The sequence below is a fragment of the Marivivens aquimaris genome, from assembly GCF_015220045.1.
Classification (GTDB): domain Bacteria; phylum Pseudomonadota; class Alphaproteobacteria; order Rhodobacterales; family Rhodobacteraceae; genus Marivivens; species Marivivens aquimaris.
On the sequence record NZ_JADBGB010000004.1, the window covers coordinates 72,935 to 84,954 of the forward strand.

14 protein-coding genes are annotated in these 12,020 nt (G+C 58.2%); 6 read left to right on the plus strand and 8 right to left on the minus strand.

The genetic code is table 11. The features are described 5' to 3' along the window. Positions 1-13: 13 nt before the first annotated feature. Positions 14-1,042, plus strand: a complete 1,029-nt coding sequence (gene gntR, locus IF204_RS18345; RefSeq protein ID WP_194098548.1) for an HTH-type transcriptional regulator GntR — start codon at positions 14-16, stop codon at positions 1,040-1,042. Positions 1,043-1,198: 156 nt separating this feature from the next. On the opposite strand, the gene IF204_RS18350 is transcribed toward gntR, so the two are convergent. Together IF204_RS18350 and IF204_RS18355 are read right to left on the minus strand one after the other, a co-directional pair. Beyond that, entirely contained in the window at positions 1,199-1,831 is a 633-nt protein-coding gene (locus IF204_RS18350) for a tyrosine-type recombinase/integrase (protein WP_194098549.1), read from the minus strand. A gap of 143 nt (positions 1,832-1,974) precedes the next feature. Next, positions 1,975-2,607, minus strand: a complete 633-nt coding sequence (locus tag IF204_RS18355; protein ID WP_194098550.1) for a TetR/AcrR family transcriptional regulator — start codon at positions 2,605-2,607, stop codon at positions 1,975-1,977. Between the two features lie 108 nt (positions 2,608-2,715). Here IF204_RS18355 and IF204_RS18360 point away from each other — a divergent pair, with 108 nt between their 5' ends. From IF204_RS18360 to IF204_RS18375, 4 genes are read left to right on the plus strand one after another with little or no spacing between them, the layout of a single operon-like run. Beyond that, complete coding sequence (locus IF204_RS18360; protein ID WP_194098551.1) at positions 2,716-3,033, plus strand: hypothetical protein; 318 nt, start codon at positions 2,716-2,718, stop codon at positions 3,031-3,033. A 25-nt stretch (positions 3,034-3,058) separates the two neighbouring features. Beyond that, positions 3,059-3,508, plus strand: coding sequence for an MAPEG family protein (locus tag IF204_RS18365; protein ID WP_194098552.1), 450 nt, complete (start codon positions 3,059-3,061; stop codon positions 3,506-3,508). Between the two features lie 41 nt (positions 3,509-3,549). After that, the gene (locus IF204_RS18370) at positions 3,550-3,966 is read left to right on the plus strand and encodes a hypothetical protein (protein ID WP_194098553.1); all 417 of its coding nucleotides are present in this window, start codon (positions 3,550-3,552) and stop codon (positions 3,964-3,966) included. After that, the gene (locus tag IF204_RS18375) at positions 3,963-4,274 is read left to right on the plus strand and encodes a hypothetical protein (RefSeq protein WP_194098554.1); all 312 of its coding nucleotides are present in this window, start codon (positions 3,963-3,965) and stop codon (positions 4,272-4,274) included. Before IF204_RS18370 ends, IF204_RS18375 begins: the two co-directional genes overlap by 4 nt. 183 nt (positions 4,275-4,457) lie before the next feature. Here IF204_RS18375 and IF204_RS20340 read toward each other — a convergent pair whose 3' ends face one another. The 5 genes from IF204_RS20340 to IF204_RS18400 form a co-directional block, all read right to left on the minus strand. Next, positions 4,458-5,204, minus strand: a complete 747-nt coding sequence (locus tag IF204_RS20340) for a hypothetical protein (RefSeq protein WP_194098555.1) — start codon at positions 5,202-5,204, stop codon at positions 4,458-4,460. A gap of 153 nt (positions 5,205-5,357) precedes the next feature. Next, positions 5,358-5,771, minus strand: a complete 414-nt coding sequence (locus tag IF204_RS18385) for a hypothetical protein (protein WP_160764844.1) — start codon at positions 5,769-5,771, stop codon at positions 5,358-5,360. Then, positions 5,768-6,478, minus strand: a complete 711-nt coding sequence (locus tag IF204_RS18390; protein WP_194098556.1) for an ABC transporter ATP-binding protein — start codon at positions 6,476-6,478, stop codon at positions 5,768-5,770. The genes IF204_RS18385 and IF204_RS18390 overlap by 4 nt, the downstream gene beginning before the upstream one ends. A gap of 3 nt (positions 6,479-6,481) precedes the next feature. Then, on the minus strand, positions 6,482-7,120 hold the full coding sequence (locus IF204_RS18395) for an ABC transporter permease (RefSeq protein ID WP_228069644.1): 639 nt from the start codon (positions 7,118-7,120) through the stop codon (positions 6,482-6,484). 112 nt (positions 7,121-7,232) lie between these two features. Beyond that, positions 7,233-8,030, minus strand: coding sequence for a phytanoyl-CoA dioxygenase family protein (locus IF204_RS18400; protein WP_093994260.1), 798 nt, complete (start codon positions 8,028-8,030; stop codon positions 7,233-7,235). A gap of 84 nt (positions 8,031-8,114) precedes the next feature. Here IF204_RS18400 and IF204_RS18405 point away from each other — a divergent pair, with 84 nt between their 5' ends. Continuing rightward, complete coding sequence (locus tag IF204_RS18405) at positions 8,115-8,987, plus strand: LysR family transcriptional regulator (protein WP_194098557.1); 873 nt, start codon at positions 8,115-8,117, stop codon at positions 8,985-8,987. A 2-nt stretch (positions 8,988-8,989) separates the two neighbouring features. Here the strand turns inward: IF204_RS18405 and IF204_RS18410 are convergent, their stop codons facing one another. Then, positions 8,990-11,995: an aminotransferase class III-fold pyridoxal phosphate-dependent enzyme gene (locus tag IF204_RS18410; protein ID WP_194098558.1), complete on the minus strand. Its 3,006-nt coding sequence runs from the start codon at positions 11,993-11,995 to the stop codon at positions 8,990-8,992. Positions 11,996-12,020: the final 25 nt, after the last annotated feature.

Genomic DNA, 12,020 nt, shown 5'->3' on the forward strand with positions numbered 1-12,020 from the left:
GCAGGGTAGAGATATGAAAAAACGCGTGACGCTCGATGATGTTAGCCGTGCTGCGGGTGTCAGCCCGATCACTGTCTCGCGCAGTCTGCGCAAGCCCGAGATGGTGTCTGAAAAGATCAGGGACCGCGTACAGCGTGCTGTCCGCATACTCGGTTACGTGCCAAATACCGCCGCCCAATTTCTTGCCACAGGACGGTCAAACGTTATCGGCGTGGTTATCCCGTCGGTCACGAATAATGTCTTTGCGGACGTCCTGCGCGGAATCTATGCAGAAATCGAACAGTCGAGTTTTCAGGTGCAGGTGGTCAACTCTCGCTATTCGGCGAAAATCGAAGAGGGATTGCTGCGCCTGTTCCAGAGCCAAAGCCCGGCAGGCATGATCGTCGCCGGCTTTGATCAAACCGAGGCAGCACGGGAGATTCTGAAATCTATCGATTGCCCCCTGGTGCAGATCATGGAATGCGGACCAGACCCGATTGATCACAGCATAGGCTTTTCCCACTTCGATGCCGCAGCCGCAGCCACAAGGCACCTTTTGGATCAGGGCTATCGGAAACTGGGGTTTATCGGCGCAAGGATGGACCCGCGCACGCGCAGCAGGTTTTCCGGCTTCCGCAAAACGGCCCTGGCCGCTGCCAGCTTCGACGACGCTCGGGTGATCCAAACCGATGAAGCGTCATCCGTCGCCCTTGGCGCCGCACTTTTCTCGCGCTTGCGCAGGCAAGCACCAGAGGTCGATGCCGTGTTCTGCAATAACGACGACCTAGCGCTCGGGGTGCTTTTTGAGGCCCTGCGGCAGCAGATCCCGGTTCCCGACCAGTTGGGCATCTGTGGTTTCAACGATCTGGAGATGATGGCCGCGGCAGAGCCGCCGATCACCAGTGTTCATACGCCGCGATACGACATCGGCCGGGATGCAATCCGATATATCCTCGCACGACTGGAAGACGGTGCGCGGCCGGCTGAAGCGGTTGATACCGGCTACAAAGTCGTGGCTCGGCAAAGCACAAGGAAGCTGGCATCAAGTACCGCAAAGGATTGAACGCCCCTTGCAGCGTTGAACGGTCGATCAGCCTTCGAATAGTCGATGGCAAAAACCCGACGCAAACGAATGGCAGCTATGCAGGCTGCGACTGCAGCATCCCAACAGTGAACTGACCGTCCGGTAAGGGCCGCCAGTGAAGGCGACCCAAATTCCCTAGATTTCAATGGCTTCTGCGATGGCCAGCGCATCCTCGAGTTCGACGCCTAGGTAACGGACTGTGCTGTCCATTTTGGTGTGACCGAGAAGAAGCTGAACAGCTCGCAAGTTGCCGGTCTTCTTGTAGATTTGGGTGACCTTGGTTCGGCGCATCGAATGGGTGCCGTAAGCACTCGCCTCGAGACCGATCGACGTAACCCAGTCGCGGACAATCCTTGCGTACTGCCTGGTCGAGATGTGCAGGCGCTCATGAAACCGACCAGGCCATAGGTACTCGGAGCCGACCATCAACTCGTCTTCCATCCACTTCTCGACCGAGGCTCGAGTGCCTTCAGAAATCTCAAAGCGTACCGGTTTCTGTGTTTTGCTCTGTAAGACCGATGCCCTTTCTTTGATCTGACCAGATGCCATGACGTCGACGACTTTCATCTTCACTAGGTCGCAACCACGCAATTTACTGTCGATAGCCATGTTGAACAGTGCGAGGTCGCGATGGTTCGCGGCGAGCTCAAGCCTAACTCGGATTGCCCAGACATGTTTCGGCTTCAGGGGGCGCTTTTGACCGACGATACGTCCCTTGTTCCAAGCGGGACGAAGCGCACGAATGGCAGGTAGGTTTGGTGTTTCCATGACTGATCCTCCGATCCGCCATGCCCTCCCACAACGACAACCCGACGTTGACCAAAGCACCATATCACAGGTTGCCGCGCTGCCCTCGAGGTCAGGTATGAGCCCTTAATGATCAATGCTGCGACGTTGATGTATGTCCGCTCTCAGGAGCAATTATCAGCGAGCGTATTGGATGCGGTAGCGAGCGATCGCTTTTGAAATAGCGCCGTTGCGGTCAGATAGGTGGACTGACGAACGCTCTCGGCCAGATCGGAGTCTGGGAGTGCCTTGGCCAAGACCATGCCACCGACGCAGAGTGCGGCTAGGGCTTGGGCGTCGCGCCTGTCATCCCCTGAGCTAGGCTGCATATTGGTCTCAAATAGCCAAACCATCGCCTCTAACAGGCGTTGAAACGATTCTTGCGTTGCTGTGTCAGCGCGCGCGACATCAGAAGGCAAAGCGATCATAGGACACTGACCATCGAGATCGCCCAAGTGTTTACGAGACAAATAGGCGTCTATCATGTGCTGCGCCATTTCCGGCTTCAGGTCCGACAGGTCAATGCCCGCATCGTCCCGCCATTTCGCGCCACGGCCCATCAGAAAGCTTTGAACCGCCTCACTGAACAGCTCTTCTTTGTTCTTGAAGTGGTTGTAAAATCCACCACGGGTGAGACCTGCGTCTGACATCACCATATCAATCGTGACCATCTGAAACCCGTACTTGTTGAACAAGATCCGAGCCGTCTCAATGATCTTGGCCCTCGTCTTGCGTTTGTGTTCCGCGCTGTACGGCATTGAGAATCTCCTAACTGACAGCAGCGTAGCACTCATCTAAATATGTTCTTTAACATATTTAGGGCATTTCTATAACGAATCGTGAACAGACAATTAGGAGTACAAAAGTTGCCGCAGTTTATTCTCGCATATCACGGAAAACCCGACGTCCAGTCACCAGAGCAAGGGGCCGAACTGATGCGGCACTGGAAAGTGTGGCAAGATGGACTTGGCGATGCCATTTCTGGCCCAAGCACGCCTACCGGAGCATCAAAGACGTTAACGCCAGACGGCGTCGTGGACGGTGGCGGGGTGAATCGGCTTTCTGGAATCACAATCCTCCAGGCTGACAGTATCGAGGACGCGATTGTTAGGGCGAAAAGCAATCCACACCTCAGCGGCACAGGCACAATTGAAATTGCTGAAGCCATCGAACTGGACATGTAAGTCCCGCCGACAAGGAACCTCTAAAATGAACTCTCTCTTTGACGCCCTGCCGTTTCTGGCAAGCTATCAGCCGGCCATTATCGTTTTGGCCGCCCTGTCGCTGACCACCTTGGTTCAGAACCTTTTGACGGCTCCATTTTCCTTCAACAAGGAAGAACAAATACCTGGAATGCCGCTCAGGTTTGACCATTCAAAATTCAGCTTCCGTGTCTTGCGGACATTTTCGAACTCGGCTGAAAGCCTTCCGGCGTTTGGCTGGGCGTTGCTTGTTGCTGTCGCTGCCGGGGCTTCGCCCTCGTTGGTAAACTGGTTGGCGGGGCTCCACTTTGCGTCTCGTATGGCCTTCTGGCTGATTTACTACATTGGCGTTGGAAAAGAAGCTGGTGGACCCCGTACGATGGCCTTTGTTGGCGGTCTTGCAACAAACATAGTTTTGGCCGTTACGGCCCTGTGGGCTGCTATCACGGTCGTCTAAAAAAGACGGCCTTTTCACAAACACTATCGAGGTATGACACGATGGCATCCTGGCTCATTCCGGCAAACACCAAATTTTACGACGTTTTTTTGGCTTTTGAGCGCTCTGAAACCTACTGGCCGATGAACGCAAAGGTGGCGACAGGTGACATCGTCTATATCTACCTGGCCGCCCCCTACAAACAAATCGGGTTCCGCAGCAAGGTCCTGGGGATTGGGTATGACTTGGCCGAAATCCTTGATCAGGTTCGTCCCCTTATCAAAGGGGACGTGGATCACGGGTCAGGATCAAAGCCGTTTATGAAGCTTGGCGCACCCTGCGCCGTTCCAATTGATCCCAATGCCGCCTTGTCGCTGAACAACCTTCGCGAACATGGGCTAAAGGGGATGCTGATGGGCGCGCGGAAATTAGACAACAACCTGCCGCTTTTGGAATTCACCGAAAAGGCCTTCAAATGAGTTACGAAAGCGCGCTCAGCGCCATCCTCGCGCAGGATGGCGTCGAAACATCGACGATGATGAGTGCCCCCTGCCTGCGATATCGGGGCGGTTTTCTTGCGATGATGTTAGAAAAGCCGGAGGCGTTGATCATCAAGGTATCTGCTGAACGGGTGAATGACCTCATCACCTGCGGTATTGGCATCGAATTCAATGTCACCACAAAGCGCTTCAAGGAATGGGTTTTGATCCCGCAAGAACATGAAGGCGACTACGAAGCGTACGTGTTCGAGGCCTTGGCCTATGCGCAAGAGCGTCAGGATAAGTGATGTGTCGGCCTAGGAACATTCTAGAAGTCGAATGGGCGAGACCAGACATTGGAGCATGTGCAGCGAAAGTCTGAAGAGTCCCGTCAGCTGACCTAGGCTTCGACAGCAGCGAACGACCGGTGATTGAGTAGGTCCGAGCACTTACGCCGACACGGACGAATGCCAACGCTGTCTTTGTCGGTGCTAGTAGTTCACCTGCTCAAAGCCGTAGTGCCCTTCATAGTCACGCCAGTCGACGAAGACAGAACGGTGATAGATGCCGGGGCAGTTCTGGCCCCAGCGTTCGAGGCCGATATGGGCGGAGGGTAGGGCGCTGATGGAAGACCTCTGCCAGGCGAAATCGCCTTGGGTTCCGTATGTGCCGAGGACCACGGTGGCGCTACGGTTGCAGTCGCCGTCACGTCCGGATTCATGCTGTCGCGCATACCGGACATCGAAGACTCGGATGGATCGTACGAAGTTGAACTCAGGTCCGCTGATATCGATGTCCGCGCGATCTCGAATGAGCCGAAGGGCCTGGTCGGCAGGAACGAAGTCACTAGGTGTTTCTGGAATGCGCCAAGCAGCCATAATTGGATCAGCGGGAACGCGCGCTGGAAAAGACTGTCGCGGTCTAGTGCTGTTGTTCTGGAAAAACGCTTCAAAGATGCGGTTTGCACTGTCTTCTGCTGGAGCGGTCTGAAGGGACGCGCCCATAGGACAGCGCCAGATTTGAAGCGGCGGTTCCACCGGCCATGGCGTAATGCGTCGAATGAATTCGGCGCGCGCTCGTGCGCAAGGGACGGAAGCAGGCCAGCCGCCAGACAGGCACAGGAGGATCGCGCAATCGATTGGGTATGTCTGCGCGCGGGCGGGCATCGGCAGAGACGTACTTGTCACAGTCAGAGCGACTGCGACCGAGGGGAGGAGCTTCTTGAATAGATGACGCATGCTGAGGACCCTCTGTAATAGGGTCAGCATACATACGATAATATACTATCGCAACACTAAGTATAAAATCGCATAATGAAGTTTATGTTAAAGATATTGACGTTATGCCAGATACGCGTGGCATGACACCTGCACGGAGTGCATCAACCAAATTCACTCCGCAGTTTGTTGATTAGAAAAAGTGCTCCTGCGGCTCACCATAGCTATGGCAACCCATACGACCAGGCGTAGGGTCATTGCGCCCATCGTTCGCATCTCGAAGGCTTCGCCGGACAAGATGCGGAAACCAAAAAACAAGAACACAACCGCGATAGAAATCGCCAGGAGGATCGAAAGTGAGGCCGCCCAGCGACGCCGCGTCGCGATCCCGACCCCCGCCAGCACATAGGCAAATCCTGACAGGAAATTGAACCACAGGACAAACCAGACGACGTTCCCCGCGGCTGCCCGCGCCGTGTCATCCCCGAACAGCACGCGACCACCTGACAGGATCGTCAGGAGGCCGAACAGAATGGCTACGCCGGTAGCCGTTCGTATTGGCCAGCTCTTGTATGCACGGTTCTTCACGTCGCTTCCTCTCCTTGAACTTCCAGAACCCCATCGCGCAGATGAAACAAACGGTCGAAGCGGTCGTAGATCTTTTCGTCATGGGTGACGGCGACAATGCAGGCATCCTGTTCGGCAGCCAGTTTGCGCAGAAGATCCATCACGATCCCCGCGCGTTTGCTGTCCAGCGCCGCCGTAGGCTCGTCCGCAAGGATGATGCGCGGACTGTTAGCGAGCGCGCGCGCGATGGCCACGCGTTGCGCTTCACCTCCGGACAGGAGTGCCGGCATGGCGTCCTTTCGATGGCCTACTTCAAGATAATCGAGCAACTCCACAGCCTGCGCTTGAGCCTCCGCAGACGACCGACCTGCCAGCGTCAACACCAAGGCGACGTTGTCGCGCGCGTTGAGAAACGGAAGCAGGTTATGGAACTGAAAGATGAAGCCGATCTTGTCGAGCCGTAGGCGGCGCAGATCGCCGCGCAGGGCGCGGTTGTCATAGACCAGTTCGCCGTCCAGCGTCACCCGGCCTACGGTCGGCGCGATGATGCAGCCGATGACGTTGAGCAGTGTGGTCTTGCCCGACCCCGACGGGCCCAGCAGGGCCACGACCTCGCCACGGCGTACGGTCAGGCCAATGTCGCGCAGCGCATCGACGCGCGCCTCGCCCTCGCCAAAATGCTTGGAGACGCCGGCGATCTCGATCAGGGGCTGGCGCGCGTCATCCATTGTTCAGCCTCCGATCGCTGTTGCCGGATCGACCTTCAGCGCTGCGCGGACACCAAGCCCGCTGGCGACGATACAAACCACGATGATAATCCCGCCGAGTGCCGCCGCATTCACCGGCTCCAGCACGACGCAGCGGGGGAAGTAGTCCTTGACCAGCAGGATCAGGATCAGGCCGAAACTCCAGCCAACCATACCCAGGGCTAGCGATTGTTGCACGATCAGGCTGACGATGGTGCGATCGGGCGCGCCGATCAGCTTCAAGGTGGCAATCTGTTTGAGTTTTTCCATCGTCATCGTGTAGATGATCAGCGCGATCACCACGGCCGAGACCGTCAGCAGAATACCGAGGAACAGGCCGATCTGCCGCTTGGCGCGGTCCACGACCGACCCGATCAGGATCGCCTCCTGCTCTGCCTGCGTCAGCGCGCCGAGGTGCTTCCACTGACGAACAGTGGTGGCGACACCCTGCGGATCGGCCGCGGGTTCGAGCCGGGCGATGACCGCCGCAACGGTGTCGGCGCTTTCCAGCAGGCCGGCACCCCGCGCGGTCTGGACTCGCTGGGCTGGCGGGGCAAGTTGCGATTGCAGGGTTTGCGCATCGACGAGTGTGATGAACGCGGCAGGGTCGCCGCCCGAATTCATCGTATCCTCGACGAGGCCAACGACAGCAAAGCTGTTGCAGGATCGTCACAATCGCCAGCACGGGCGATTAATGATCTGGCTGTGTCATGAGCACGGGGCCTTTCAGAAGTCGTTAGGTCCGTTGGTAGATCACAGGAAACCAATCTTCGCGCAGCATCTGCCCCGGTGTCATGCCATGGCCCAGAAACGGCGGCGAGGTCGGACCGGGGCGCTCTACATAGCGGGCATCATCCCCAACGAGGCGCAAGGAAAATGCGCGGCGGCGGGACTCTGTGGTGTTGCCGCGCGCGCCATGCAGCGTGCCATAGTTGAAGGCCACCGCATCACCCGGCTCCATCTCCCATTCGCGGATTTCCATGCCTTCGGCATCGGGATCCGGCACCGGCATGTAGTCATCCTCGTTCGGGTAAAAACTGGTCTCTGCGAGCCAACGGGTCGGCAACACGGGCTTTTCCCAGGCATGGCTGCCCGCGACACAGCGCAGGCTTGCGCCCCTGACCGTGTCCATCGGCGACCAGAAGCTGACATTCTGCATTCCGTCGACGAAGTAATATGGGCCGTCCTGATGCCAGGGCGTCGGCTTCGACGTGCCCGGCTCCTTGACCAGCACATGATCATGGAACACCTGAACGCGCTTCGATTGCATCAGGTCGGCGGCCACTTCACCCACGTCGGAGTTGCGGATCACCTCTTCAAATTCGGGAATGCGGGTCCAGTTGCAATAGTCATCGAAGAAACGGCCGCCCTCGCCTTCCTTGAGGTTCTCGGCAGCATAGGGACCGGGTTCTTTCATGTTGCGTTCGATACCGGCGCGGATCGTCTCGACATGATCGGCAAACAGACCCTTGATCAGCACAACGCCATCGCGCTGGAAGGTATCGACATGGTCTTGGGTAAGAAGTGCGTGCATCTTGTGATCCTCCGTATTCGGGGCAGGCATACGCAACAAAAGATTTAACTTCTAATAATATTTTATCATACTAATAATAGCGTAATGTTAAACATTACCCTGCGCCAGTATGACTATATCGTCGGCGTTGCCGACGCAGGCAGTCTGACCAAAGCAGCGGCGCAACTGAATGTGTCGCAGCCATCGCTTTCGGTCGCAATCACTCGGGTCGAACAACACCTAGGGAGAGCGATCTTCCTGCGCGGAAAAGGGTCAGCAATCGAGATCACCCCTTTCGGGCACCGTCTCATAGCGCAGGCGCGGTCCCTGTTGACGCTTGCAACCGAGATTGAGCAGGGCCACGACGCTACGCATACTTGGGGCGTTGGCTGTTTTGCAGACATCGCGCCGTGGTATCTGGCGCCCGCGCTCAAACGACTTGCGGACCGTTTTCCAGCATTGTCCTTTTCGGGACGCGAAGGGCGTTTTGCGGATCTGGCGCGCGATTTGGCCGAAGGACTGTTGGACTTCGTGATTTCCTATGATGTTGGGTTCGAAGGGAATTTCATGCGCCGCAAGCTGACCGATATTGCGCCTGTGGCTTTTGTCGAAATTGATCATCCCCTGACCGGACGGGATGAGCTGGAACTGTCCGACCTCGAGGGCATACCCCTGATCCTGTTCAATGAGGACCTGTCGCAGGGATTCATGCGCGATCTGTTCGCGCGGATGCACCTGACACCGGTGATCCAGCAAAAGGTGGCATCGCTGGAGATGATGCGATCGCTGGCTGCCAATGGTGTGGGTGTCGGCATCAGCTATTCCCGCCCGCCCGGTGATCTGAGCTATGACGGCAAACCCCTTGTGACCGTGCCGATTGCCACGCCACAGGCGAAAACAGAGATCTCCCTGATCTGGTCAAGCCTGCGGGAAGACAGCCCCGATTTCCGCGCCATACTTGATGTGCTTTCACCGTGAAGTCAGGCACATTCGCCAAGGACCTGATCCAGAACAGCGATGATCATCCCCACATCCTCCGCCTCAATTGTCAGCGGCGGGCGGATCTTGAGGATATTGTCCCTTGGCCCCTCACTGCCGATGAGGATGCGGTGATCGCGCATGCGGTTCTTGACGTAGGCGCATATCTCTGTGGCCTCAGAGCCATCGGTCCGGATCAGTTCCACCCCCAGAAACAGCCCCATGCCGCGCACGTCGCCCACGCAATCATGTTTCGCTTCCAGCGCTTTCAGACCTGCCATCAACTGGCCGCCGATCACGCGGGCGTTTTCCTGCAAGCCTTCATCGTCCACGATCTGCAGCACCTCACGTCCGATCCGGCAGGACAGGGTTGAGCCTCCGAAGGTCGAGAAAAACTCGATCCCGTTGTCAAAGCTCTCCGCAATTGCCTTGGTCGTGACGACCACTCCCATTGGATGCCCATTGCCAATTGGTTTGCCCAGCACGACGACGTCCGGCAGCACCTCTTGGTGTTCGAAGCCGAAATAGTATTCACCCAATCTCCCCAGCCCGGTCTGCACTTCGTCCGCGATGCAGATGCCGCCCGCCGCGCGGAACTTGGCATAGACCGCCGACAGATAGCCTTTGGGCGGAATGATCTGACCGCCAACCGACGGGAAGGTTTCGGCGATGAACCCCGCGACGCCCTGCCCTTTTTGCCGCAAGGACGCGATCGCAGGATCGACAAGGTCTGCGAATTTCTGGGCGCGCTCAGGGTCGTTGCGGCGGAACGAGCCGCGGTAGTCATCTGCGATTTCCACCAGCTCCACCCAATCGGCCTGGCCAACACCGCCTGGCTTGTTGAACTTGTAAGCAGAAATATCGACCGCACCCGTAGTGTTCCCGTGATAGCCATGATCGGGCGTGACCATACCTTTGGCACCGGTGTGCGCCCGCGCTAGCCGCAGAGCCAACTCGTTCGCTTCAGACCCCGAGTTCACGAAATAGCAGACCTGCAAGTGGCCGGGCATCTTGGACAGGATCTTGTCCGCAAAAGCGGTCTGCGCGGGATGCAGATAACGCGTATTGGAATTGATCCGCCTGAGCTGATCCGCCGCCACCGCCTGAATGCGCGGATGGGCGTGGCCCACATGCGGCACATTATTGTAGGCGTCGAGATAGGGGCGGCCCCATTCGTCAAAGAGATGGTGCCGCCAGCCGCGCACCAGCATCACGGGGTCATCATAGGTCAGGCTGAGATTGCCGCCGAAATGCGCCTCACGACCCTGCCTGATCCCAGCCTTGTCTGTCGGGACATAGCAAAGCTTGTCGTCGGGCAGGTTCAGCAAGGCGGCCGGGTTGGGACAGACCGCGCGCCACAGATACATCTCGTCAGGATCGCCCACACCGGGCCAGTCGGCCTCGATCCCTTCAGTGGTCAGCGCAAGCTGGAAATGCACATGCGGTGCCCAGCCGCCATTCATGCTTGGATCACCAAGGCGGCAGAATTCCTCACCTTTCTCGATCACCTGACCCACGCGCAGGCGGTCCAGAAACTCTGGGTCGAGGTGCCCATAGAGCGTGAAGAACGGATCACCCTCGGGCGTTTCATGGCGCAGGATGATCACCCCACCGTAATCCAGATGCCCCGCGCGATACTCCGCGATGAACACTTCGCCCCGCAAAGGCGCGAACATTGGCGTCCCGGCGGGTGCAAACACATCGACGGCCAGATGCACCGTGCGGCGGTCGCTGGCCTTCCATGGCCCCTTGCGAAAGGCAGGCTCGGCATAGATCAGGCGTGGCTCGTGATAGTAGCCCAGCCACATGCGCCCGTGATCCTCGAATTCCTCGCCCACGCGGGCGGCTTCTTCCAGGGGCATATGAAACGGGTTCTGCGGCCAGGCCGATTCCTCGACGGACAAGGACCCCAATGGGGCCTGCGACAGATCGCACCCCATCAGGGGCGCGAAATGCCCGCGTTCCCGGTCAAGCCATGTCGCCACACGGTCCGCCCCTTCGACCACGGGCAGGCCGCAGGCAGCACGCAGCCTTGCGCTGAGCAATCCGCCGTGCAGCGCGCAGCCTTCCAGGAACCGCCACGCGGGCGCCTGCGAAATCGTGACATAGGGGTCATCGGGGTTCTCTGCGGCCATCAAGGTGGAGTTCACAACGCTTACCGCCAGCCGCATCCGCAGCAGCGGCCAGATCAAGTCCACCTCTTGCGCCGCAAGCGGATTGGCCTCGTGATAACCCGCGACAAAGGCCGCCAACGCGGCTTCGGGCTTTGGATGATCCAGCACGATGTAGGCCGCAGCAATGGCCAAATCGCACACACGCGGGGCGGCGCACATATCGCCAAGATCAATCAGGCCGGACACGCGGCGCGCGTCGTTCCATGTGCCCTCGACCAGGATGTTGTAGTCATTGGCGTCGTTGTGGATCGCCTGATGCGGCAGGGCATCCAGCGCAGGCTTCAGCGCCGCGAACCGGGCATGGATCCCCTCGACGATCCGACGCCGCGCCGGATCGGGGATGCAACCCGTTTGATCCGCGATCCACCCGGCGCGCATCAGATCCCATTTGAAATCACGCACCAAACCGGCATGCTCGAAATCTGCCAGCGCCAGGGCCGTCCCGCCCAGCACCTGCCCGATCTGGTGGATCAGCGCCCGACTTTTTGGCGCCACATGGGCATAGCAGCGCCCTGGCAGTTGGCGCAGAACCCAGGCTAGGCGTTCCGCGCCTGTCTCGTCCTTCAAAGTCACAACCGATGCGCCCCCGGCGGCCCGTACAACCACCGGACACGGCAGGTCAGGTCGTTTCGCGGTGATGTGCTCGAAGGCGCTGACCTGCATATCCACCAGCCACGCTTCGCATCCCGTGCGCATGACCTTGAGGATGTACCCGCTGTCATCATCGGCTTTCGCCAGAAAATTCAGATCATACTCACCGTCAAGCGGGCTCAGCTCCGCAGTGATGCCCCAATGCTGTGCCAGGGCCGTCTGCCAATGCTGGATGTGCCGCATGGAAATGTCCTTGGTTCTGGAAAAG